Genomic DNA, 26,129 nt, shown 5'->3' with positions numbered 1-26,129 from the left:
TTGCATTATGAAATGCATTTCATTAAGTTTTTGTCTTATAGATAACCAAGAAAATGATGATCACGCAAAGGCACTCGCTCAGCCTCTTGCCGTGAAACAATCGGTCCGACCGGGGGAGGCGTTCAGCAAGATGTCCATCACAAAAAATCCATTCCTTAAAGGATCGCCCTACAAGCTCGATGCCTGGTCTCTCAGCGAACAGGGGAGCGAACAGGGGGTGGATCAGGCGAACCTGCCGCGCAGTCTGTCGCTTTTCTCGGTGGGCAATGGCCTGATCGGTGTGCGCGGCGGCTATGAAGATGCGCTGGATGAAGGGGATCTGGGCCGGGCTTTGGTTTATGTGAATGGCATTTATGAAACGGTTCCCATCCATTATCATGAAAAAGCCCATGGCTTTGCCGAAAGCAGCGATACCCGCCCGCCCGCGCCCAATGCAACGCCGATCCATCTTTATGCCGATGGGGAAAGGCTTCATGCCGGCAGCACCCGGCTTGTTTCATCCAGCCGCCGCCTTGATTTCAAAACCGGCGTTCTGGAAAGCCATCTGTGCTGGAAAACAGCGCGTGGTGCCATCATCACCGCCCGTTATGAACGCCTCGCCTGCCTGCAAAGGCCCGGCATTCTGGCCAGCAGAGTGACCATCAGCGTCAAGGGTGCACCGGCTGATCTGTCCATCCACTCCTTCATTGAAGCGGCTGAAGTAGAAGCCCCCGCGCGCGATCAGGAAAAGCCCCATGAAGGGGCCCATGATCCCCGCCTTGGCCCGGCATTCAAGCAATCCCCCTTTATCAGGCGTTCCGCGATCATCGAAGGTTTGGCAGAGGGTATGCTTTATCAATTGGCCAGAAGCGGGCAATATCTGGCTGTTGTCGCCGATCATGAAGCTTCAAACGGGCTTAACAGTTTTCCTTCCGAAGCGCGTGGGGGAACGGATCGGGGCGCGGAGCAGGCGTATAAAGCCAGCTTATCGGATGGCGAAAGCATCAGCCTGACCAAATTCATCTGCTATGAAGCCAGCCCGCCCACTCCGCAGCCCGCCGCGCTTCAGGATCATGCCCGAAAAGCGCTCGATGATCTGGCAGCCGCTAAGGCTTTGGGCTTTGCCGGGCTTTTGCTGGAACAGGCCGATGATCTGGCCGATTTCTGGGTCCATGCCGATATTGCCATTGATGGGGCGCCCGAAGATGGCTTTGCCCTGCGCTTTAATATGTTTCAGCTTTTGCAGGCGGTGGGCCGGGGCGGCGATACATCCCTGTGCGCCAAAGGCCAGACCGGTGAGGGCTATGAAGGGCATTATTTCTGGGATGCCGAAATTTTCGGGCTGCCCATGCTGGCATCGGCACGGCCACGGCTTGCCCGCGATATGCTGCTTTATCGCTGCCGAACTTTGGAACAATCGCGCCAACATGCCCGCGAAATGGGCCATGCTCGCGGTGCCCTGATTGCCTGGCGCACCATCAGCGGGCGAGAATGTTCGGCTTATTTTCCCGCCGGTTCTGCGCAATATCATATCAATAGCGATGTGGCCTATGCCCTGAAACGCTATGTGGATATGACCGGCGATGAAGATTTCCTGATCGAACACGGGGCCCGGCTTTTATTTGAAACCGCCCTGATCTGGAACGACATCGGCTTTTTCAATCCACTGAAAAACAACGCTTTCTGTATCAATTGTGTCACCGGGCCGGATGAATATACAGCCCTTGTGAACAATAATTTCTATACCAATGCCATGGCCCGCAGGCATCTTGATCATGCCTATGAAATCGCCCGATGGATGGAGGCGAAAGCCCCCGATGCCTTTACCGCCCTTGCCCACGGGATCGGCCTCACCCAGGATGATATCGCCCTGTGGCGCAAAGCCGCTGATCAGATGTATCTGCCCTATAGCGAAAATTTAGGGATTCATGCGCAGGATGACAGCTTTCTCGACAAGAAACCCTGGGATATTGCGGGCACGCCAGCCGATAAATTCCCTTTGCTTTTGCATTATCATCCGCTGAGCCTTTATCGCCATCAGATCTGCAAACAGGCCGATACGGTGCTGGCCATGGCTTTATTGGGCGATCAATTCGATCCGGCCGATATGACCCGGGATCTTGATTATTACGAAGGCGTAACGGTCCATGATTCAACCTTGTCGGCCTGCATTTTCGGGATGCTTTCCAGCCAGTTGGGGCGGGCGGAAAAGGCTTTGGATTATTTCCACCATGCCGTTTATGTGGATCTGGGAGATCTGCACAAAAATACCGGGCATGGCCTGCATATGGCCTCATCCGGGGGAAGCTGGATGTGCATCATCGAAGGATTTGCGGGGATGCGGATCAAGGGAAATGATGCCCTGAGCTTTGCCCCCTGCCTGCCTGAAAAATGGACGGCTCTGCGCTTTAATCTGGGCTTTCAAAATCGCTTGATCGCCATCGAGATCACTCCCCAAAAAACGCAGTATCGCCTTTTGAAAGGGGCACCCATGCGCATTTATCATGGTGATCAGATAATGATACTGGATGAAACGCAGGATATCAGCACCCCCACCCGCCAGACAATCGCCGAAAACAGTGGTCAGAATAGAGGCACGAGAAGCGCATGATAAAGCGAATTTTCAAAGCCGTTCTCTTTGATCTTGATGGCGTGCTGGCCGATAGCGCCATGGAGCATTTCAAGGCCTGGAAAAAGCTTGCTGATGACTTGGGCATTGCCTTTGATATCGATATCAATGAACGAATGAAAGGGGTGAGCCGCATGGCATCCCTTGATATTTTGTTGGAAAAGGCATCGCGATCCTATTCTGATGCCGAAAAAAACCAGCTGGCCGATCGCAAGAATGGCTATTATCGCGCCATCATCGAACAGCTCAGCCCGGATGCTCTATTGCCCGGTGCCCGTGATGCCCTTCTCGCCTGTCGTGATCTGGGCTTGCAAACCGCATTGGCTTCGGCCAGCCGCAATGCCCCCACCCTGATCGAAAGGCTGCAGATCAGTGATCTGATCGATTATATTGCCGATGCCGGGGCGGCCAGGCATTCAAAACCCGCCCCCGATATTTTCCTTATGGCGGCCAGGGGCATTGGCTGTGATCCCCAAGCCTGCCTTGCTTTGGATGATGCGAAAGCCGGCGTGCAATCGGCCAAGGCGGCGGGCTGTTTTGTGATTGGTGTGGGGGATCGCGAGACCCTTGATGAAGCCGATGCCATCATCCCCAATATCGCCGCCTTCAGGCCAGCGGACTATTGCCGCTGATCAGCTCGAATCCCGGATGATCAGGCGGGTTTCCAGCATTGCCGAAGCGGGCCTGTGGCCTTCAATGGCCAGCATCAGCTTTTCAACCAATAAGGCGCCCGCCCGGTGCACATCCTGCCGGATGCTGCTTAAGGCCGGGTGGAAATGCTCGGCGGCCGGAATATCATTATAGCCCACCACAGACACATCTGCGGGCACCGCCAATCCGGCCTGACGCAAAGCGCTGATCACCGCCATTGCCGCCGTATCGCTACCCGCGAAAATGGCATCGGGGATCGGATCGGGGCTTTGCATCATCCGGGTGGCGGCTTCATGGCTCGTGGCATAAGAAAAATCGACCATCGACAGATCGGTGATCTGCAAACGTGCTTTGTCTTCGGGATGGCTTTCGCAATATTCTTCAAGGGCCGCCACAAGCCCCTGACGACGAGCCGAAATCTCAAAATGCTGGGGATCGCCGATGAACAGGAAACGGGATCGCCCGCGTTCAAGCAAATGGCGGCCGGCCAATAAACCACCGCGAAAATTATCGCTTCCCACCGCACAATAAGACAGCCCATCTTCCACAGCCCCCCACACCACAAAAGGCACAGGGCGGCCCGCAAGAGCGATCAATTCATCCCGACGCCCGCCTTCCCCCAAAAAGATGATACCATCCGCCCCGCCCGATAAGGTGAGGGATGCCAATTGCTCGATAGTGCTATGGCTGGGCGAGCATAAGAGCAAATCCTGATCCCGCTCACCCAAAGCTTCGGATACCCCCGCCAGCAGATTGAAGATGAACGGATCGGAAATGCGATTTTCACGATGGGAGCCAAAATCAAGCACGACCGCGATGGTATGGGCACGATTTTGCCGCAGTTTTCTGGCATTGCGATTGACCACATAGCCATATTTTGCAGCGACTTCGAGCACATGCTGGCGGGTTTGTTCGGTCACCAGCGGGCTGTTGCTCAAAGCCCGCGAAACCGTTGGCTTTGAAACCCTGGCAAGGCGCGCGATATCGTCCATCGTTTTCGCCCGCCTGCCGATCATTTTTGTGCCAGTCCCTTTCAACCCATCACCCCTTTGAACTCTTCCCCCTCAAAGGGGTCTGAAGCATTTTCCGATCGCAGTGGATCGGATCAAATACTCTCAATATCTGTTTGACCGCGATTTCTTTGCCGCGTCGTGATCCCACTCCGCTCGAAATCGCTCAAGCCTATCATAATCACGGCCATGGGCTTGTTATCATGTTTTGAGTTGTAAGCAAAAACGACGATTCCCCTTCCCTCGAAAAATTGACGCCCCCCTTCTGGCGAAAATTCATGAAACAGAATAGATGCTGATCTGCCACAGTCCATCTATTTTTTTGACATTCATGAAATGCATTTCAGAAAAACATTGAAATGCATTTCATTTAGACCTATTGAATCAAATACACGTAATGATCCGGGCTATCAAATCCCCGGAGACTATAGACGGCGGCACAAAGCCGACGCAAAACTGCCATATCTGCCCATTGGCCAAACCGGCCCTATGGTGATGTGGTGATGGATGGCTCTTTATGGGGAGGATGACATGACCTCAAAAACACACGGCTCACGGGCCGCGCGCATTTCTGCACGCGGTTTCCTGACAACAGTAGCGGGCTTTGCCCTGCTTTATGGTGCAAACGCTGCAACCGGGCAGGCTTTTGCGCAAACATCGACCACCGATAGCGAGCAGGCTGCCGATCAGCCCAGCCAGCGGGAACAAAGCAATACCCTCAGCCTTGAGGAAATCGTGGTCACCGGCCGCCCCGGCGGCGCGGGGATGCGCAAGCTGGATGCCAGCTTTGCCATCACCACCATGAATAATGATGCAATTAACAAATTCGCGCCCAAAAGCACCGCCGATCTTCTGAAAGCGGTTCCCGGTGTGTGGGCTGAAAGCTCTGGCGGTGAATCCGGTGCCAATATCTTCGTGCGCGGCTTTCCCGGCGCAGGTGACGCCGAATTCGTGACGATTCAGGTGGATGGCATGCCCATCTTCCCGCCCCCCACATTGTCTTTCCTTGAAAATTCCAGCTTGTTTCGGATCGATGAAACGGTTGAGCGCATGGAAGCTTTGCGCGGCGGCCCCAATCCTGTCTTCTCCAATGGCCAGCCAGGGGTAACGGTCAATTTCATCCAAAAACAAGGTGGCCCGGAAACCGAGGGCATCATAAAGCTGTCTGGCACCGATTTTGGTGAAAAGCGGGTCGATGTACAGATGAGCGGCCCCTTGGCTGATGATCTGTTCTACAGCTTTGGTGGCTTTTACCGCACATCGAACGGGATCAGAGATGCCGAATTCAATTCCGAACGCGGCGGACAGATCAGCGCCAATATCACCAAGCTATTCGATAATGGTCAGATCAATGTTTATACCCGCTTCCTTGATGATCGCGGGGCCTGGCTTTTGCCGATCCCCCTGTTGTCGGATGAAAATGGCAATATCGAAGATTTCCCCGGCTTTGATCGCGGCACCGGCAATCTGATCGGCAATGACAATCGCCTTGGTGTTATCGAAACCGGCCGAAATGGCGAAACCCGCCGTCTGGATCTGGCCGATGGCCGGGGCGCTGAATTGTTTATGATTGGTGGCAGCGCCGAATTTGAATTCGATGGCGGCTGGACTGTCCGCGAAAAATTCAATTATATGTCGGGCGATGCCAATACCATCGGCCTTGTGCCAGCCGATACCCCCCGCACCTTGGGCGATATTCTCGCTGGAATCGATACGAATGGCGTAGGCGGCACATTCTCCTTCACCGGTACTGGGGCCCAGATCACCGATCTGAGCCAGCAGGCGCTGACGGCGGGCATGTGGTCGGTGGAAAAGGATATCGAATCCTTTACCAATGATTTTTCGGTCGCCAAAGAGCTGTTTGAAGGCAATACCTTCACTGTTGGCCTTTATATTTCCGATTATTCATCAAACGATCTTTGGTTTCTGGGTAATAATCAGCTTCTGGCTGCCGAAGAAAATGCCCGGCGCATCGATCTCAGCCTCAATGATGGCACCCAGGTGACCCGCAATGGCTTTATCGGCGCGCCGTTCTTTGATGTGAATGCCGCCTATAATGGCCGCAATATTGCCGCCTATTTTGCTGATGAATGGCAGATCACCCCCGATCTACGCATCGATGCCGGCTTCCGCATCGAAAACCAGAATATTGATGCCACCCTTGAGAATGTGGATTTCGGCGTCGATCTTGATGATGACCCCACCACCCTTTTCAACAATAATGCCGCTGTTTTGAATGGCTCCTTCCGCACCATCAATTTTGATGAAACGGAAACATCCTGGACCATCGGCGCGAACTATAATCTAAACCAGGATATGGCGATTTTCGCTCGGGTCAATAATGGCCAGAAATTCCCGCAATTCGATAATCTGCGGGATGGGGCGGATGGCATTCAATCCATCGATCAATATGAAGTGGGGCTGAAGGCCTCGACGGATATGGTCAGTGTGTTTGCAACCCTATTCTATAATGATTTCAAAGGTTTGCCAGAACAACGCTTTATCGATGGCGAAAATGTGGTGATCATTTCCGGCTCGAATGCCATCGGTGTGGAAGGCGAATTCGTGGTGCGGCCCTTTGAAGGCTTGTCGCTCGCCCTCACCGGCACATGGCAGGATGCCGATTTTGATGGGAATAGCGTCAATGCCGGCAATCGCGTTCAGCGTCAGCCGAAATTGCAATTGCGCTTCACCCCCAGCTACGACATCGCCCTGCCCTGGGGCTTTGCCACCCTTTATGGCACCTTCACCCATGTGGGGGATCGCTTCTCGGATTCTGAAAATCAGCAGGTTCTGGAAGATTATCAAAAGCTCGATGCCGGGATCGTCATGGATGTGGATAACTGGACCTTCCAGGTCACCGCAGACAATCTCACCGACAGCCATGGCTTGACCGAAGGCAATCCCCGTGTTCTGGGGGCCCAAACCGGCACGGCGATCTTTGCCCGGCCGATTTTGGGGCGGTCCTTCCGCTTCAGCCTGAGCTATAATTTCTAAGAACCACAAACCACTGGGCCCGGAGACACCCTCTCCGGGCCTTTTTTTTACCCATACGCATCATCTAATGGAAAGATCCGATCATGCAGCACAGAGCGTGACGCCCCCGCATCCGTTTGATCCTCACCATGATAGCAGCCTTTGGCCTTGCTGCCTGTGGGCCGGAGGCTTCCCCGGAACAAGCCCCAGAACAAGCCCAAGCGCTTGACAATGATGTGCTTGCCTTTCAACTTCGCGAAGGGCGCATTTTAAACAGCTTTTATCGGCACGGGCCGGTTGCCGCCCATATGCTGGCCACATCGGGCCTCAAGCCGCGCATCATCACCGCCTATCCGGCTGGCAATAGTGATGTGTCCCTATGGTTCAAAGCTTTGTCTTCACCAATAATCTGGCACCAAAGCCCTGAGCTTATCCCAGAAAGCCGCCATCAGGATGGCACCGCGCTTCATGGCGCATTTTAACCTATATTGGACGCGATAGCCTTTTGAGCCTGCAACTGCTGTCGCCTGTTCTGGGCTGACGAAGAGAAGCGGTCGATCTGCACAGGCAAACCACACAGGACCTGCAGCAAAATATTTGGCGGTAAAATGAATTTTGAGTGCATTTCCATGCAGGCTGGCTGGGGCGGCAGGATTCGAACCTGCGCATGACGGGATCAAAACCCGTTGCCTTACCACTTGGCTACGCCCCATCACTGAAGAGCAAGATCATCAGCGCGTTTGGATGGACCTTAAAGCATAGGCAAAGCCGCCTGTAAAGCGCTTCAAAGTCCGTTTGGAAAGATTATCGGGTGATCCCCAAAACACCCAAACGACGGGTGAGTGAGATATAAACCAACAGATAGCTGAAACCGCTGAGAACGATCAGGGCCAGCGTATAAGAAGGCCACAGAAAAGCGGCCATTCCGGGCAAAATCACGTGCGCAAGATAGACAAAAAGGCCATAGCGCCACGACATGCTATCATTGATCACATGATGGAAATGATTGCGATCCGGTGAAAAAGGCGCCCGCCCACGGCTGACCCGGCTGAAAATCAGCCGAATACAATCAAGAACCGGGATCAGGAACCATAGAACGATCATATCCGCAGGCAGGGCCATGGCGCTGTGATTAAACACATAGATCGATAGCATCCCCAGAATGATCGCCAGAGAATAGCTGCCCGCATCGCCCAAAAACAGCTTGCCCCGGATATTGAAAAACCCGGTCACAGTCAGGGAAATCAGCAGGCTGATCAAAATCGGCCGCAATTCATCAGGGGCCGGAAGCATAAGAAAGGCCGACCAAACAATGCTCATCCCGATGACCAGACCATTTTTGCCATCCGCCATATTCACGGCATTTTGCAGGCCCAGCAAACAAACGAGGGCAAACCCGGCGGCCACTGTGCCCGGCAAAAGAAAGGCCGCATCGGAAAAGGAAAAATGCAAAACGGTCAAACGCAGATCGGGGATCATCGCCACCGCAAACGCCAGGATGAACGCAGAAACAATCAACCGCCAAACAGGCCGCATATGGCTGCGATCATCAAAAAATCCCACCAGAAAAATGCCGAAGGTGGCAAAGCTAACGATCCAAGGAAACCCATTGAGCCCGGGCTGAAAGATAAAGGTGCTGGAAATAAAGGGAAAAATAATCGCAACACCCCCGATCAAAGGTGTTGGGCGGCTATGGCGTTTGCGGCCATTCACCCCATCGGGCATATCCATGATGCCAAGGGCATGAGCCAATGGCTTTGCAACAAGGCAGGCAACCAGCGCCATGGCAAAGGAAATCAGCCCTGCAGCAAATAACAGATCCCCGTTCACATTCTCTCTCCACCCGCTTGCGACACGTCTTCTTATAGAAAGCCGGTTAACCGGTTCTGAATAACTAAAACCCAATTATGTAAATTTCGCGGCACATGAATAAAAGACATTCAAAACATCGATGGTGCAAAGCAGATTATGCATCCCTGGATGGGTCCGTCATCCTGACTTAGCGGTTGGTTTGTCAAGATATCGCCCAAAAGTCAAATAGTTAATTAACAATCTGCGGCCAATCGGAATAAATCCGCTGGCGGTTAATCCCGGCGACATAATCATATAATCGGCTGTTGAGCCGCAATCTTTGTGCACTATCCCGGGCCAAATCTGTCAATTCCGTGCTCACAGAGCGACGCGGGCCACCAAATGGCCATAATCCACCAAGGGGAATGGTGATATAAACGCCCTTATCAGGAGATGTGCCGCCAAATTCGCGATCCGATCCATCCGAAAGGGCGAGATAGCCGCCGATCCGCACGCCATTAGCAAAACGCCGTGAAAGATCGACGCTGCCGCCCCAATCCCCCGCCAGAAAGCGCCCGGCCCGCACCACCGCCAGCACGCCGGATGCCCATTCCCGATAAAGGCTGATCTCACCGCTTAGGCTATCGCGGCCTTCCAGCCCAAAAAGCTGATCTTCATCCCGGCGTTTCAGCCAATTCAATTCCCCCCCCACTGACCAGCCATCATCGGGATTGCGATAGAGCAATTCGGTGGAAAGGCCTGCATAGATCTGCTCAAAAATGCCCGCAGAAACACGGCCATAAAGATGCGGTGCAAAGCCACCACGCCAATCGGCCTGCAAATAAGGGATCGATGTGCGGCCATTTTCGATGAAGCGCTTTACATCGCTGCGCACCACGGGCAGATCGCTGCTTGATGAAGCCGGGCTGATCTGATCCAGATTGCCCGCAATAAACCGCCGCACCGCCCCGGATAATTGCAGCCCCGGCGCAAGATCGAGGGAGCCCAGCAGATCGATAGAAAGATCAGCAAGCCAGGTACCGCTTTCCTGATCGCCGATATGCTGGATGAGAACCGGAGCCACCCCCCATTCCAGAAAGGGGCTGGCCTTGTCATTCTCCACCCTCATGATTTTGTCCGGTAGGGGCGCAGGCTCCATCTCGATGGCCGAAGTGAGCCAGATTTCCTCAGCCGAGCCGCGCCCCGCCACAGCCCGCACCACATCCCGGCGCAAAAGCTGCACATCGATGGCATCATGCCCGCCCACGCCTCGGCGGATCGAGATGGCTTCCAATTGCTCCGTGCCATGCCGCGCCAGATCGCGGGCAATCCGCCCGATCCGTTGGATTTCAAAATCCGATGGGCCGCCATCAATCCAGATGGTCATGCGGCCATCCAGCCATTCCAAGGATCGTGGCCTGATCCCCGCCTGGGCCATTCTGGCAAAAAAATCGGCGGCAAAGGCTTCAAGGGCGGTTTGATTATCATAGCCCGATGCCATAACAAGGCTTTCCGCCACATCAAGCCTTTGCGACAAAAGCGCCCCATCGATCCGGCTGCCATCAGCGGCATCGATCTGCACTGTGGCCCGGGTGCGGCCCTCGATGCGGAGCGATGAAACCGGGGCATCGGCTGTTGCCATCATGATTGCACGGGCGCTGGCCATGGCTTTTTGGGCCGCAAAATCGCGTTCAGCAAAGCCATCCGCAAAAGATCGCACTTTGATCAGATAAAGATCATCGGGCAAGGCGAGCAAAAGCGGATCGGGCGGAGCGCTGGCAAAGGCCATATCCCCATTGACCGCCCCCCCAAAATCATAAAGGGCAACCCCATCCGCCAGCCGGATCGTGGCGGCATATCCTTCATCAGCACCATAAAGCCCATCCACAAGCGCCAGCACCGCCCCGGCAGCACGGCCATGATCCTCATCGCGTTGATAAAGACGGGCGTCACTTGGCTTTTCCGGACCGAAGCTCAGCCAAAGCTGATCGATCACCAACGGGATGGCCTCAAAGATCGCGCGCGCCAAAGCCTGTTCATCCATAGGGCCAAGCCCCGCCATGGGAGAGGTGATCGCCACATAAACAGCATTGGCATCCGCAGAAATCCGCGCCGTATCATAACCTGCCCGGCGCAAAAAGGCGGAAAGCTCAAGCACCAGATCATTGGTCCTCCGATGGGTGGACCCAGCGGGCTTTGGTGCACCTGCTGCCTCATCCCCCGATGGTTCTGGTAAAGGTGCGCCTGCCGCCGGATGGGCCCCTTGGCGCCCATCACGCGGATAAAAACGCGGCAGATCAAACAGATCGAAACGCACCGCCATTCGGGCTGAAAGGGTATTCCCCCGCTCAAAGCCAAGGGCCATATCAAGCCAATGAACCGGTCTGTAATTCACCCCCATATTGATGGGAAAATCTTCGTCAAAGCGATTGCCAAGGGGCGCGCGTTCTGGGTCAGCCCCGCTATAATCAAACTTCACCGAAAAACCATCAATAGGCGTGTGCCATTCCACACCACCAAAAAAAGCCAGATCATTGCCGGAAAAATAATTGCCGAAATTAAACGAGCCGCGCACATCGCCAGAACTGCGGCGGCGAAAGCCATCATCAAGAGAATCAAGGGGATTGCCGATATGCCCCCGGCTACCGAAATAGCCCCACCCAAGGCCAAAGGTAATATCCACAGAGCCAAAACGCTTGCTGGCTACCAGATATTCCCCGCCAAAATCCGCATCGCCAAACAGATCCTGCCCCCCCAGCGCCACAGCCGGCAAGAAATCCCCTTCCTGAAGCAGGCGAATTTTCAGATCAAATCCGCGCTGACGCCGGGTGCCGCCCCCTTTCAACGAAAACAGATCTTCCAGAAAGGATATCTGGCCCAAAGGCAAAACCGTGCCATCCTGGGCAACATTGGTGATATCCGTGACCCTAAAATTCGCTTCCAGCCAGGGCAAGGGCTGCGCCCGGATCGTAAAGCCGCGATAAGGCTCGACAAAAAAACCGCCCAATTCAACGGTTCCCGCCTTTGAAAAGCGCGCCGAAGGGCTTTGGAGCAAGCCGGTGGTGCCAAAAGCCGTGGTGGACGGTTGGGGCTCGTCAAACCCGGCCAGGCTTTGCCCATGGCTTTCGCCAACAGCCATGAAAAGCCCGAACAGGCCCACCGCCCCCATAGCCTTCAGGCTGAAGACCATCCCGCATCCCCACACATCAGCGCGAGATCACGGCAATAGACGCCGCAGACACCGCCAGATTGCTTATGACATCGGAAATTTCCCGCACGATATTGAGGGTTCGGAGGGGATTGACATCTTTTGGCACAACAATGGTGCTGCCCGGGGGCACCATCGATGCATTGCGCGACCAACGCGAGAGTGAAACCGGCTGCGCAACCCCATTGGGGAAAACGACAAACACCCGGTTTTTATCAGCGGTTTCCTGAAATCCCCCGGCTTCATCCAGATAATCCTCGATGGATTTGCCGCTTCTGAATTGCAGGGCACCGGGATTAAGCAAATCCCCTGCCGTCAGTACAAAATTGGGCCTTTTCGGGATGAAGATGGCATCGCCCGTTTCCAGAACCAGATCGCGTTCGGGATTTTGGCGCAAAATCTGGGGATCGGCTTCCACCACAACCCGGCCGGCTGCCTCAACCGTTGCAAAGGAACTGACCAGAGAATTGGCCGCCGTCAGGGCATCGCCGGAAATATTTTCCCGTAGCATGGCCAGTGCCAAAGCATTATTCAGTTCGCGCGCAGTGCGGCGGAAGCCTTCCTGCTGTTCCTGCTTCACCCGCATCCGGGTAAAAACCGCGCCAAAGGGATAGGCCTGATCGGTCAGCCCGCCCGCCCGCATCATGACCTGAAGCAGGGTTTCTCCGCGCTTGATGGTATAAACACCGGGCCTTTTAAATTCCCCCGACAGCAAAACCGTACCGGCTTCCATGGTCGCCTGCTGCGATGCAAAGCGGATGGTGCTGCCCGGGGTCACATCGATACTGGCCAAAGAGGCGCTGCGCAAATCAACATAGCGCCTTTCGGTGGCCCCCAGTGCCGCCAGTTCACGATTACGAATGCTGGAAATTTCGATCTGTTCGGGATCGGCAGACAGACTCAGCCCACCACTGGCCGCCACCAGATCACGCAAAGAGGCCGATCCGGCAATGGGATAAAGCCCGGGCTGGCGCACGGCCCCCATCATCACCACCGAATATTCAATGGCCAATGGCAGGATTTCCGGGCGCTCATCGAAAAATTCATTGCATTGCGCCGCCTGCGCGGCCAAACGCGCCAATTCGCTGGCCGAAACGATTTCATCCGAAGAAAAATCAGACGCCCGCTGCACGGCTGAATTATCCCGATTTCTGCTGCCATTCTGGCCAACCGCGCCCAATTGGGCCTGTTGGCCTTGTTGAAGCTGCTGTTGCTGCTGTTGTTGCTGCTGCTGTTCCTGTAACTGCCGATCTTCCTCGACAATGAATACCGAACGCGCCGCCGCCGCCAAGCGTTCACTATCTGCCTGACGCGCCCGCCGAGCCAAAGACACCACCGCATCACATTGATCCGGCGTCACCGATTGCGGGGCGAGAACGGCACTGCGCACGGCTTCAGATGAAAGATAATCCAGTTCGCGTGGCCCCAAAACCAGCAGGCTATCCTGATCACGCAAAACCACATCTTCGGTGCCCGCCAAAATCGGCCCCAGATCAACCGGCTTATAGGCCAGTTGCTGCGACAGATCATCAATGGTCTCGACAATGGCAAAAAGCGAATAGGGGGCCATTTTCAGGGCATCGCCCCCTTTCAGCAGAGCACTGATAGTGGGGGCCGCGCTCAATGGCTTGAAACCGGGCTGGCGCACATGGCCCAAAAGCTGCACCCGTCCCAGATGCACCTGACGCTGGGGATAAACCTGATAGAGATCGCCCGAAGCCACATGATCCGTGGCGCTGGTGCTGGCAAAATTCTGATAGCCATCATTGCCGATGCGATTGCGATCAATGCTATAGCCCCGTGGCCGCAAAGACCCCCCGGCCAATTGCAGCACCTCGGCCACAGCGATCCCTTGATCCGCTGCTTTGCTTTGGTCGGTCGGCAATTCATAAATGGCCGGGCGCACCACATCCCCCGCCACTGCCACGGTGGGGCCGATCAGGGGCACCAGCAGGCGATCCCCATCGCGGATCTGAAGAGAAATATCCCCCGTGCCGAAAAAAACATCGTAAAGATCAATCTCAAGGCGCTGGCCATCGCGAAAAATCGTCAAACGACGCAAGGAGCCGGATTTCTTGATCCCCCCCGCCAAAGCCACCACCTGCAACAGATCGGATTGGCTGGTGGCCTGATATTGTCCGGGATAGTCCACTTCTCCCATGACCGTAACACTGACCTGACGCAAAGCCCCGATGGAAACATAAGCTTCCGTGCCCAAAAGCGATTGCGCCACGCGCTGGCGCACATCCCGGGCAAAATCGCCAAAACTGCGGCCCGCAGCCGGAATCGGTGCCAAATCCGGCAAGATGATCCGGCCTTCACGATCAACCCCGGTGACGATGGTGCCACCACTTTGCCCCACCATGGTGACGACGATTTCATCGCCAACGCCCAGAATATAACCATCGGATAAGCGCCCGGTGACCGGCATATCCGATGCCGCCAGGCTATCGCGAAACAGATCATAACCAAATTGCCGCAACAAGGGCGGCGCTTTGTCCCGCTCTTTGGCGGCACGCATCTCTTCGAGCTGCTCCAATTCCAGTTCGGTCATCGGGCGAAGGGATGCCTGCGTTTGCAATTGCGCCTGCTCCAGCCGTTTGCGGCGCTGATTTCTGGCCCGGGCTTCTTCGCTTTCAATTTCGCCGGGTAAATCCCGACCCAAGCGCCGGTTATAATCCATCTCAAGGGGAGAGAGCGGCTCTTCAACAGGAAAAAGCTGCTCGCCTTTGGGCCCAATCTTATCATTCGTCTGGTTGCCCTTAGGCTGCCGCGAAAGATCAAGGGCCGACGGGGTTTCCACAGGCCGATTGCTCAAAGATTGGCCTTGGTTAAGCGCCCGGCGCAGGCTATCGGCATCGGGCAATTGCGCTTGCGCCCCACCGATCAGGATCAAAACGCCCAAAATCCCAACAACCAGACGATGGATGAAAGGATTTGCCCCCATGAGGGCAGGCGTAAAAGCATATCGCCGCGCATCCATTTTCACGATCCCACATCCCCGCAGTATCCGATGGAGTTCATCTGCCATCACCCGCAAAAAGCTCTCTGCACAATCTAGATATGCGTCTCACTGTCAAGCCCGTATCGGATTAAAAAGCCCAAAACACCCTTCGCCTAGGCATGATCGCCCTGATCATCGCATAAACCGCCCGCCCAAGACCACCATTGCGGTGCTTTGGCCTGCAAAATTTCACGCGCCGAAAGCGCCTGCGCCACATCATCAAACAGAGCAAAGCAGGTGGCCCCCGATCCGCTCATCCGGGCCAGACGCGCTCCGGGCAAAGCGGCAAGGGCGGCGATCAGATCGCCAATGGCCGGGGCGATCCCACAGGCCGCAGCATAAAGATCATTGCGGCTTTCCCGCGCCAGCCAATCCAGATCCTGCCATTTGATCTCGGCAGGCAAGGCGGGGGAAAAAGCCCCAGCCGCCTGCTTATAGGCCAAAAACACATCCGGCGTGGGCACCGGGCAACGGGGATTGGCCAAAATCACCCCCCAGGGCGGCGCCGCACCCGCCGGGCTGATCTGTTCGCCAATGCCCGCCACCCAAACGGGCCGGTTTTGCAGGCAAGGCGGCACATCGGCCCCCAATGCTTGGGCCAAGGCCTGTAATTCATCCGCCGCGATGGTGTGTTGCCACAGTTTCAGGCAGGCCAAAAGGGCCGCTGCCGCATCGGCCGAGCCCCCCCCCACCCCGGCGGCCACCGGGATGTTTTTGATCAGCCGCACATCATAAGAGCCGGTGATCCCCAAATGACCCTGCAAGCGCCGAATGGCGCGGATCACCAGATTGTTCTGATCGGCTTCGCCTGCCAAAGCCTCGGCCATAGGGCCATCGATGCGCAAGCGAATGTGGTTTTCCCCCGCTTCCCGGCCAAGGGGGCTGATCTCAAGACGATCATAAAGGGCGGGAAACACAAACAGGCTATCAAGCAGATGATAGCCATCATCCCGACGCCCGGTGATATGGAGGAACAGATTGATTTTTGCGGGCGCAAAAGCGGTCACATCGCTTATCTTGTCGATCATCCGATATCACTTCCCATCAGGGCCGGGGTTGATCGGAGGCTTTAGGGGCAACAGAAGATGACGTCATGGCAACGGTTCCAGCATTGTCCGTTTGTGCAGCGGCAGCCTTGTCCGCCTCATGCTCTTTTTGCGCAAGCTCAAGGCCGATCTGCAATTTCTTCTCGATCAAGGCCCGCTGATCGGCTTCGGGATCAGAGGCCAAAGCATGGTTCCATTGAAAGCGGGCTTCGGTGCGGCGGCCCACCTTCCAATAAGCATCCCCCAGATGATCGTTCAATGTGGGATCGGATGGTTCCAAAATCACGGCCCGTTCCAGATGGCGCACCGCCTGTTTATAATCGCCCCGCAGATAATAGGCCCAGCCCAAACTATCGATGATAAAGCCATCATTAGGGCGCTGCGCCACCGCCTTTTCGATCATCTCGGTGCCTTGTTCCAGATTCATGCCCCGATCAATCCAGCTATAGCCCAGATAATTGAGCACCTGCGCCTGATCAGGATTAAGCTCCAGCGCTTTCAGAAAATCCGCTTCCGCCTTTTCAAATTGATCTGTGCGTTCATAACCGATCCCACGGGTGAAATATAAAAACCACGGGGCCACATCGGGATCATTGGTATTGAGATGAATGGCTTTGGTATAGGCGGCCACCGCAGGCTCGAATTTTTCATTGCTGCGATAAATATCCCCCAAAGTTGCCCAGGCCTGCGCACTTTCAGGGCGCATCGCCAGATAAGTCTGCAACAGATCAACAGCCTTCTCAAGATCACCCGCTTGATGGTGAATCCAGGCGGCCTGAAGCTGAGCATTTTCATAAACGCTCGCCTTTTTATCGATTTTCTTCAGTTCTTTGAGGGCCAAATCCGTCAGTTCGGCCTCGACCAGCATATTGGCCAGCCGCAGATGGGCATCATCCATATCCGGCGAAAGAAAGCTTGCCAAACGCGCATAAACAATGGCCGGACGATGGGCGTCATCGCGATCAAGCTCCCCCGCCGCACGGAACATCACAAGGCTGACAGCGCCTGCGGGGGTGGCGGTCAAACGATCAGGGATTTTACCCGCGAGCAATTGATCGCGCGCCTTCAGCAGAAAAGCATTATCGCTAAAGGCCTTCAAAAATTCATCGATCAGCGAAAGGGCCTTGTCGCCTTCTCCCCGTCCTTGCAAAAAAGCGGCATAGGAAACAACCGGCTGCAAAGAGGCCATCTGCGTGCCTTCAAGGGCGGCCAGATAAGCGGCCCGCGCCGCATCATCCTGCTTTAAATAATCGAGCAGATAGGCCCGATGGGCCGCGGCAAAAGGCTTCAAAGCGGCCATCTGATCAAGGGGACGCAATGCGATGAGCGCGGCATCGCGCTGGCCTTGGGCTGCATGAATCCAGGCCGCCGCAATAGGGGCCACCAGCATTTCAAAGCCCCCTGTGCGCAAGCTGTCGATATAGCCCTGCGCTTGTTTATAGCGCCCGTTTTTGAGGGAATCGAGGGCCAGAAACAGCGTGGCTAGGCTGTTATCGGAACCGCGCGCATAAAGCCTGCGGGCCACCAGGGCTGCCTGATCAAAGCGCCCATCGGTGAGCAGCGTGATAAAGGCCCGGCTCAAGATCATGCTGTTGCCGGGGTCCTGATCAGCGGCTTTCAGCAAATAGTCAGCGGCCCGGGGATCCCCCGTTTGATGCGCAAAACGGCCCGCGACATAGCTGCCAAAATCCACCTCACCCAGCGGAGCACTGGCAAAGCTGAAGCCCTCCTGTTCCTGCGCGACAGAACAGCCCGAGAGCAGGGCGGTGGCCAGAATCAATCCTTTGGTGCGCATAAACGACATTCATATCTCTCCGATCAGGATCATCAGTCCACAGCACAATCCATGGCAATGGTGCATCTTCTTGTGCCCGATTGGCGCATTCTGCCCTGCCACCATCATGGCAAGCCTACATATTGGGATAATTTGGCCCGCCGCTACCCTCTGGCACCACCCAATTGATATTTTGTGTGGGGTCCTTGATATCGCAGCTTTTGCAATGAACGCAATTTTGCGCATTGATCTGCAGGCGCGCCTGCCCCTCTTCGCGGCCTATGATTTCATAAACCCCTGCCGGACAATATCTTTGTTCCGGTGCTTCATAAAGCGGCAGATTGATCTTGATGGGCACATCAGGATCTTTCAACTGCAAATGCACGGGCTGATCTTCTTCGTGATTGGTATTCGACAAAAAGACCGAAGACAAGCGATCAAAGCTGATCACCCCATCGGGTTTGGGATAATGGATCTTTTGATGATCAGCCGCTTTTTCCGTGGCGCTGTGATCGGCCTGCTGCTTGAAGGTCCAGGGGACGAGAAACCCAAGGCCGATACTGTTGAGCCATAAATCAAGGCCGGAATAAAGCGTTCCCAAAGTCACCCCGAATTTATGCAGGGCCGGACGGGCATTGCGCACCTGATGCAGATCCGTCCAGATCCATGATTGCTTCAGGGCTTCGGGATAGGCATTCAGGATCGTGTTTGCTGGTGCCCCATCAGCCGCCACACCATCAGCCAAAGAGTCATCAAAAAGGGCGGCATAGGCGGCATCGGCCGCCAGCATCCCGCTTTTCATGGCGCTGTGCGATCCCTTGATCCGCGGCACATTGACAAAGCCCGCCGAACAGCCGATCAGCGCCCCACCGGGAAAGACAAGACGGGGGATGGATTGCAGCCCCCCTTCATTGATCGCCCGGGCGCCATAGGAAATGCGCCGTCCCCCTTCCAGCAGGGGGCGGATGGCGGGATGCTGTTTCCAGCGCTGCATTTCCTCGAAAGGATAAAGCCACGGATTTTTATAATCGAGGGCAACCACAAAGCCGATGGCCAGTTGATGATCGTCCTGATGATAGATGAACCCACCGCCGGCCACATCGCTGAGCGGCCAGCCCTGCGTGTGGATCACCTTGCCCGGCTCATGCTTATCCGGCTCGATTTCCCATAATTCCTTGATCCCGATGGCATAGGTCTGGGGCTCGCAATCCTTGCGCAGATCGTATTTTTCAAACAATCCCTTGGTCAGCGATCCGCGCACGCCTTCGGCAAAAAAGGTATAGCGGGCATGCAGTTCCATGCCGGGCTGATAGCTTTCCTTGTGGCTGCCATCCCGGGCCACACCCATATCACCTGTGGCCACCCCGCGCACGGCGCCCTTATCATCATAAAGAACTTCGGCGACCGCAAAACCGGGATAGATTTCAACGCCCAAAGCTTCGGCCCGTTCGGCCAGCCAGCGGCACAGATTGCCCAGGCTGCCCGTGTAGCAGCCTTTATTGTTCATCAAGGGCGGCAAAAGCGCATGGGGAATGGATAGCTTGCCGGATTCGCGCAAAATCCAGTGATGATTAGAGCTCACCTCCAGACGCAAAGGGCAATCGCTCTCCCGCCAATCGGGGATCAATTCATCAAGAGCAATAGGATCGACAACGGCCCCCGACAGGATATGGGCGCCCACTTCCGAGCCTTTTTCCAGAACGCACACGCTCAGCTCGCGCCCGTCTTTTTCCGCCTGTTGTCGCAATCTGATGGCCGCCGCAAGCCCGGCCGGGCCCGCACCCACGATCACGATATCAAATTCCATGGCGTCGCGTTCCATATCCTCGTCCTTTTCTCCGTCAGCCATAAGATCCACAAGGCCCGCAATTTATTTCAGAACCAGCACAGATGCTTTTATAGCTTATGCCCGCATCCATAACAGCCGGTCAAATAGGATAGGTTCGTTTCTATCATGATCGCCCCTTTCGTGATCGAATTTTATTGAGAAAAATGCCATAAACGCCATCATGTCAAAAATACCTTCATGATCATTTGAAAGACTGCCCCCACAAAATGCCGCCCCCGCAACTGACATCCGATCTTCAAAGCATGGCAAGCCGCGCTGAACTCAACGCTTTGCTATCATGGTATCTTGAGGCGGGTATCGATGACATCAGCGCAGATCAGCCCATTGATCGCTTTGCTGCCAGCCTTGAAAGCCGCCCGGTCAACGCCCGCAACGGCGAAATTGCGCGGCAAACGCGGCCCCCTGAAGATGCGCGCCCCGCGCCTAAACCATCCGGGGCAGCAAAGCCCACAGCACACCCCCCCGCCCTTTTGATCGATGAGGCCCAAAGCGCGGCTTTGGCGGCAGCCAATTTAGGCGCGCTTGAAACCGCCCTGGCCACTTATGAAGGCTGCGCCCTGAAGCGCACGGCGATGTCTTTGGTTTTTGCCGATGGCCCCCAAAAAGCCCGGCTGATGGTGATCGGCGATGCCCCCGGGGCCGAGGATGATCGATCCGGCATTCCCTATTCCGGCCCGGGCGGGCTGTTGCTTGATCAGATGCTGGCCGCCATTGGCCTATCGCGCCAAACCGATGTGCATCTGGCCATGCTGGTGCCATGGCGTCCGCCGGGCAATCGCCCCCCCAATGAAAAGGAAATCGCCCATTGCCTGCCTTTTTTGCGGCGTCATATCGCCCTTGTGGAACCGCAGATCGTGCTTTGTCTTGGCGGGGTTGCAGCATCGGCCCTTTCGCAAAATCATCACACGATCACAAAGCTGCGCGGACGCTGGCAAAAGCTTACACATGCGCTTTTCTCGCCTGAACATAGCCAAAATGATATCGCCATGCTCACAAGCTGGCCCCCCGATATGCTTTTGAAACAACCGAGATTGAAAGCCGATGCTTGGGCGGATTTATTATCGCTTCGCCTGCATCTGGAAAAAAATCACGCCCCCCTCAATGGGCCGGACGAATGAGGCCTAAAGCGCGATGACAGCAATGGATCAAAAGCACCATAGGCTGGGACAATGGGGCCTCATCGGGGCAGTGATGATGCTGTGTTTTGCCCCATCATCCTTGCTGGCTGCCGATGGGCTTCATAAAAAAAGCCCCACAGCCGCTTCTTCTGCCCTTTCTGATGAAACCAGGCCGGCTGCCACCGCATTCCGCATTCCCCCCCTTTTATCCCCCGATGATCAGGCGCGCTATCGCCGGATTTTTGCATTGCAAGCGGATGGCGCATGGAAAAAAGCCGATGCCATCATCCGCGATCTCGATGATCCTTCGCTGATGGGGCATGTGCTGTATCAACGCTATATGCACCCTACCGCCTATCGATCACGCTATCAGGAATTGAAAGACTGGCTGATCAACTATCGCGATCACCCCGGGGCTCAAAGGCTTTATGCCTTGGCCAAAAAACGCCAGGGAAAAGCCGCCCCGCCTCCCAAACCCTTGCCGATCAAAGGACTCTGGGGGGCGGCCCAAAAGCGCGAAGCGCCCCCCCCGCCGCCCCGCCGTTCCGATGATGAACTGTGGCAGGTGAAAGAAGCGTTGAAACAGATCGCTCGGGAAAAACGTCGTCGCAATGGAGATCGCGCCGAAAAGCGCTATTGGGCGATCGAGCGCCTGCATCTTCTCACCCCCGCCGAAGAAGCCGGGGCCTTGGGCGATGTGGCTTTTGCCTATTTTTTTGAAGGTCTTGATCACAAAGCCCGGCTTTTCGCCTTGCGCGCCACGGTAATTTCGCCTGAATTTTCCGGCGATGCGCGCTGGTATGGGGGGCTCGCCGCCTTCCGCCTAGGTGATTGCGCTGCGGCCACCCAGCTTTTTTCCGGTCTGGCCCAATCCCCTATGATGGGGGCTTGGCGGCGGGCCGGGGGGGCCTATTGGGCCGCACGGTCTTCATTTTTGTGCGGCAAGCCCGAAGATGTGAGCCGCTATCTGCACTTGGCGGCCCAAAATGGCGAAAGCTTTTATGGGTTGATCGCCCAAAGGCAATTGGGAATGCGCCCGCCGCAAAATTGGGACGCACCTGTTTTGCCCGCCCGGTTTTTGGCCAATGATGGCAAAAATCCAGCCATCCGGCGCGCCATCGCGCTCGCACAGATCGGAGAAAGCCAAAAAGCCGATGAAGAAATGCGCGCTGTTTTGGGCCGCACGGATCGCACAGATTGGCCTGCCTTGGCGGCTTTGGCAGCCCATTTGGGCCTGCCGGCCAGCCAATTGCGGGTGGCCCGGGCGCTCGGGGATGGGGATCTATCCCTTGCCTTGCACTATCCCCTGCCCGATTGGACCCCCGATGGCGGCTTCAGCATCGATCGCGCCCTGATTTTTGCCATTATGCGTCAGGAATCGCAATTTTCCATCCGCGCCCGATCCGGCATGGGGGCTTCGGGGCTGATGCAGGTGATGCCCGCCACGGCCAGCTTCATTTCCGGCGATGCCTCTTTGCGCTGGCAGCAAAGCCGCCTTTATGACCCGGATTTCAATATGGCTTTGGGTCAGCAATATATCGAGCATCTGGCCACCCTGCCGGTGGTGGAAGGCAATCTGTTCATGCTGGCAGGGGCCTATAATGCCGGGCCGGGTAATCTGGCGCGCTGGCGCCAAAGCATCGATTATAAAAATGATCCCCTGCTGTTCATTGAATCCCTGCCATCACGGGAAACCCGCGATTATATCGGGCGCATCGCTGCCAATCTGTGGCTTTATCGGATGCAATTGGGCCAGCCCACCCCCGGCCTTGATGCGGTGGCATCCGGGGCCTGGCCGCTTTTGGAACGGCTCGATGATCGGCTTGCCGCCGAAAGCGCCGGGCCATCCAAAGATACGACTTCAAGCGAAGAAAGTACCCACTATGCCCGGAATTGACGAAAGCCGCCCCTTCATCCCGGTTTCCATCGCTGTTTTGACCATTTCAGACAGCCGCACCCCTGAAACCGATGGTTCGGGTGATCTTTTGGTAGAGCGATTACAAAGCGCGGGCCATCGGCTGGCCGGGCGGGCGATCTGTGCTGATGAAATCGCCCTCATTCAAAAGCAACTCAACCAGTGGATTGATGCCGATGATGTGGATGTGATCATCGCCACCGGCGGCACAGGGGTCACCGGCCGCGATGTGACGCCGGAAGCCTTTGAAGCCCTTTATGAAAAAGCCATCCCCGGCTTTGGCGAACTGTTTCGGATGCTGAGCTATCAACTGATCGGCACATCGACCATTCAATCACGGGCCACTGCCGGGGTTTGCCGGGGCACCTATTTATTTGCCCTGCCCGGCTCCACCGGGGCGTGCCGCGATGGCTGGGATAAAATCCTGCGCGATCAATTGGATCATCGCTTTCGCCCGTGCAATTTCGTGGAATTGATGCCCCGCCTGCAGGAACGCTGAACCGGCTTTCAGGGCTTTACAATAGCCGCCCAGGCATCATCGCGCGCCCTTAAAAGGCCAAAGCGCAAGGATGACAGGGTTTTTTCCACAACTGGCGGAGGGATCTGCCCGGTCCGCGAGGCAAAAGCCACCCCATGGACCTGCGCCAATTCCACAAAATAATCAATCAGCACCATCGCCCTTTCCATGAAAAGCGCTTCATGGGCATCGGGCGGAAAGCGTTGGGCGCGGCTGATGGCGGCATATTGGGCGGCATAATCGGCCATGATCGGCGGCCCCATGGCCCCCAAGGCCTCGCAAAAGCGGGCAAGGCGCATGGCATCATCCAAACCCTGGGGCAGATCGAAAGCCGGCGATGGGCAATTGGCCACGGCCTCCAATGAGGTGACGATCTCCTGAACCACGCCATCCAAATGATCAGCGATCACGGCGGGCTGACGGATCAATCCCGGCCCGGCCAGAATGCTGGCCACGGATGTCGGAACCGGGTCCTGTCCGCTGCCTTCATGATCTGCCATTAATTCATCGATCCATCGCTCAAAACTGGCCCGAATTGAAAGGCATCGGGCCGAAAGGATTCCGCCACAAAAATGGGGAGTTGATCGGCATAATGGGGCGACCCCTGATCAAGGGTCGCAGACCCGAATTGATGCACCGAAAAAGAGCGCACAGCCCCATCCTGATCCCATTCCACAAGCTGAATATAGCTATCGCCCGCCATCCCATCCAATGTGCCATCATCACCAAGGGATCGCCCACCATACACCGCCCGCAAAGCATCCGGCCCACCGCCCAGCGTCAGTGTCTGCGATCCACGGCGGATCTTGTTGATCGCGCCCCAGGGCACGCGCAGCCCGCCATGATGGGCGATCAGTTCATCCGCCGTTTGCCGCAAGGCCAAAGCCGGGTCCATATCCCAGCCATTGAACGCAAAGCCATGGATGGCTTTGAGGGTGCTGAGAATGACCAGAGCCGCCGCCGTACTTTCAGGCTCGGCCGTATTATCCCATGATAGCACAACATCCTGAGCCTTGGCCATGAAGGGATCATCCCGAAAATCAAGGCGTTCGATATATTTGACAAAGCGAACCATATTCGATGTTGGGGCATAGCTTTGATCATATTTGATGCGCAGAATATCTTCATGGCTGATCGCCGGATCGGCATCGAACAGGGCCAGCGCCCGCAAAGCCCGATTGGTGAGATGCTTTTCCACCGCCAAAGTGGGGGGAATGGCATTGCGGCCCAGATCGTTTTCCCCCGCCGTGGCGCGCAAAGGCGTGCCATTGGCGCTGATCAGATAGCCCGCATCGGGGTTGATCAATTTTGGTACGGCGGCAAAAGGCAAGCGGCCCCGCCAAAGCAGATCGGGATCATCGCCGGGCAGGATTTTGCTGTAATCCGGGCCGGATTTGCGATCAGGAATGGCGGCATTATAAATAAAGGCGATATTGCCCGCACGATCCGCATATACCGTATTGAGGCTGGGCACCGCCTGCATGGCCATGGCATCCATCCATTGATCCATGCTGCCCGCCTTGTTCATGCGGTACCATTGTTCCACCGCCCGCACATCCCCTGCCCCGGCATAGGCCATCGCTTTAAAACCCGATGGCGTTTCCAGAACCGGGCCATGCACGCTCCATAATAACGGGCGCTTCACGGTCCAGGCAAAAGGCCCCCACAGATGCACCGGGATGCGGGCCGTGCTACGCTCGAAATCCCGCCAGCCGCCATCATAGCGATAGGCCGTGGGCTGATCGGGATCATCAACCTCAAGCTGATAGAAATCGACCAGATCAGGCTCATTCACCGTATGCGCCCAGCCCAGATCGCGATTATGGCCTACCAATATCACCGGCGAACCGGGAAACAGCGCCCCCGCACTTGCCCAGCCTTCGCCCGATTGCAGCCGGGCTTCATACCATGCCACCGGGCCGGTATAGGGCTGATGGGAATTGATCATCAGCCGGGTTTTGCCATCGCTGCTGCGCGAAGGTGCCACCGCAAAGGCATTGGAGCCCAGATGCACCCCACCCGTTAGATGGAGAACCTGCTGCAGGGATCGATTGAGCGCCGATAGGTCTGCGCCCTCGGCGGTGCCTGCATCCCCGCGCATCGCGTCTTTGATGATCCCTTCAAGGCCATAGAAAAAAGGCGCGCGAAACACGAAACCCGCCACCACATCCCGCCCGCTGGCCGGCAGGGCATAGGGGCTGAAGCGACCGGGATGATCGGCACCATAGGCATTGATACCAGCGGCATAGGCTTCGACAACCGCCCGGATGGCAGGCGACAGATCGCGTTCATATCCGGCCGCCACCGTTTCATCCACCCGCAGTAACCGAACCAAAAAATCGCTGGGCGCCGCCGCCGCCCCATCGCGCCGGGCCAATCCCCCCCGCGCCATCAGCAAAACGGTCTCGATGGTTTCCCAATCATCTTGCGCATGGGCATAACCCAAACCAAAGGCCACATCGGCATCACGGGGGCCCTTGATGCTTGGCACCCCAAAATCATCGCGAATAATCATGGCATCATAGCTTTGGGCCAGCTTTTTGGCCGCCGCCGCATCAAAATCGCCCCCCGGCTGATAGCTCAGGATCAAAAGCCCCAATAAAATCGCAAGGCCAAGAAGGGCCATGGCGACCAGAATGCGCCGGGTTTTTTGCCCCATCAT

Annotated in this window: 16 protein-coding genes and 1 tRNA gene; 7 read left to right on the top strand and 10 right to left on the bottom strand. The window is 56.1% G+C overall.

All coding sequences use genetic code 11. The annotated features are described in order from the left end of the window. The first annotated feature begins 130 nt into the window (after positions 1–130). Both QK300_RS09730 and pgmB read left to right on the top strand, forming a co-directional pair. Positions 131–2,590 (top strand): glycosyl hydrolase family 65 protein, encoded by a 2,460-nt coding sequence (locus QK300_RS09730; protein WP_281302293.1) that lies wholly within the window; start codon positions 131–133, stop codon positions 2,588–2,590. Continuing rightward, on the top strand, positions 2,587–3,240 hold the full coding sequence (pgmB, locus tag QK300_RS09725) for a beta-phosphoglucomutase (protein WP_281302294.1): 654 nt from the start codon (positions 2,587–2,589) through the stop codon (positions 3,238–3,240). Before QK300_RS09730 ends, pgmB begins: the two co-directional genes overlap by 4 nt. On the opposite strand, the gene QK300_RS09720 is transcribed toward pgmB, so the two are convergent. Beyond that, positions 3,241–4,251, bottom strand: a complete 1,011-nt coding sequence (locus tag QK300_RS09720; protein WP_281301496.1) for a LacI family DNA-binding transcriptional regulator — start codon at positions 4,249–4,251, stop codon at positions 3,241–3,243. 549 nt (positions 4,252–4,800) lie between these two features. Here QK300_RS09720 and QK300_RS09715 point away from each other — a divergent pair. Together QK300_RS09715 and QK300_RS09710 are read left to right on the top strand one after the other, a co-directional pair. Next, positions 4,801–7,266, top strand: a complete 2,466-nt coding sequence (locus QK300_RS09715; RefSeq protein ID WP_281302295.1) for a TonB-dependent receptor — start codon at positions 4,801–4,803, stop codon at positions 7,264–7,266. Between the two features lie 128 nt (positions 7,267–7,394). After that, positions 7,395–7,727, top strand: a complete 333-nt coding sequence (locus tag QK300_RS09710; protein ID WP_281302296.1) for a hypothetical protein — start codon at positions 7,395–7,397, stop codon at positions 7,725–7,727. 155 nt (positions 7,728–7,882) lie between these two features. On the opposite strand, the gene QK300_RS09705 is transcribed toward QK300_RS09710, so the two are convergent. From QK300_RS09705 to QK300_RS09675, 7 genes are all read right to left on the bottom strand, one after another. After that, a tRNA-Gln gene (locus QK300_RS09705) sits at positions 7,883–7,957 on the bottom strand. Between the two features lie 92 nt (positions 7,958–8,049). Beyond that, entirely contained in the window at positions 8,050–9,075 is a 1,026-nt protein-coding gene (locus QK300_RS09700) for an MraY family glycosyltransferase (RefSeq protein ID WP_281301493.1), read from the bottom strand. Between the two features lie 211 nt (positions 9,076–9,286). Continuing rightward, on the bottom strand, positions 9,287–12,226 hold the full coding sequence (locus QK300_RS09695; RefSeq protein WP_281301492.1) for a YjbH domain-containing protein: 2,940 nt from the start codon (positions 12,224–12,226) through the stop codon (positions 9,287–9,289). 16 nt (positions 12,227–12,242) lie between these two features. Beyond that, positions 12,243–15,227: an SLBB domain-containing protein gene (locus QK300_RS09690; RefSeq protein WP_281301491.1), complete on the bottom strand. Its 2,985-nt coding sequence runs from the start codon at positions 15,225–15,227 to the stop codon at positions 12,243–12,245. Positions 15,228–15,361: 134 nt separating this feature from the next. Next, complete coding sequence (locus tag QK300_RS09685) at positions 15,362–16,276, bottom strand: 4-(cytidine 5'-diphospho)-2-C-methyl-D-erythritol kinase (protein WP_281301490.1); 915 nt, start codon at positions 16,274–16,276, stop codon at positions 15,362–15,364. A 16-nt stretch (positions 16,277–16,292) separates the two neighbouring features. Continuing rightward, entirely contained in the window at positions 16,293–18,098 is a 1,806-nt protein-coding gene (locus QK300_RS09680; RefSeq protein ID WP_281301489.1) for a tetratricopeptide repeat protein, read from the bottom strand. Positions 18,099–18,204: 106 nt separating this feature from the next. Next, positions 18,205–19,917, bottom strand: coding sequence for an electron transfer flavoprotein-ubiquinone oxidoreductase (locus tag QK300_RS09675; RefSeq protein WP_281301488.1), 1,713 nt, complete (start codon positions 19,915–19,917; stop codon positions 18,205–18,207). A 206-nt stretch (positions 19,918–20,123) separates the two neighbouring features. Here QK300_RS09675 and QK300_RS09670 point away from each other — a divergent pair, with 206 nt between their 5' ends. The 3 genes from QK300_RS09670 to moaB are packed head-to-tail and all read left to right on the top strand — an operon-like array spanning position 20,124 to position 23,449. Continuing rightward, entirely contained in the window at positions 20,124–21,035 is a 912-nt protein-coding gene (locus QK300_RS09670; RefSeq protein ID WP_281301487.1) for a uracil-DNA glycosylase, read from the top strand. A 13-nt stretch (positions 21,036–21,048) separates the two neighbouring features. Further along, the gene (locus tag QK300_RS09665; RefSeq protein WP_281301486.1) at positions 21,049–22,932 is read left to right on the top strand and encodes a lytic transglycosylase domain-containing protein; all 1,884 of its coding nucleotides are present in this window, start codon (positions 21,049–21,051) and stop codon (positions 22,930–22,932) included. Then, entirely contained in the window at positions 22,919–23,449 is a 531-nt protein-coding gene (moaB, locus tag QK300_RS09660; protein ID WP_281301485.1) for a molybdenum cofactor biosynthesis protein B, read from the top strand. Before QK300_RS09665 ends, moaB begins: the two co-directional genes overlap by 14 nt. 8 nt (positions 23,450–23,457) lie before the next feature. Here moaB and QK300_RS09655 read toward each other — a convergent pair whose 3' ends face one another. Together QK300_RS09655 and QK300_RS09650 are read right to left on the bottom strand one after the other, a co-directional pair. Continuing rightward, positions 23,458–23,967, bottom strand: coding sequence for a hypothetical protein (locus QK300_RS09655; protein ID WP_281301484.1), 510 nt, complete (start codon positions 23,965–23,967; stop codon positions 23,458–23,460). Further along, positions 23,967–26,129, bottom strand: coding sequence for a penicillin acylase family protein (locus tag QK300_RS09650; RefSeq protein ID WP_281302297.1), 2,163 nt, complete (start codon positions 26,127–26,129; stop codon positions 23,967–23,969). The genes QK300_RS09655 and QK300_RS09650 overlap by 1 nt, the downstream gene beginning before the upstream one ends.

This window comes from Iodidimonas sp. MBR-22 (genome assembly GCF_029946565.1).
In the GTDB taxonomy this organism is placed as follows: Bacteria; Pseudomonadota; Alphaproteobacteria; order Sphingomonadales; family Rhodothalassiaceae; genus Iodidimonas; species Iodidimonas nitroreducens.
This window is presented reverse-complemented; position numbering and strand designations above follow the sequence as displayed.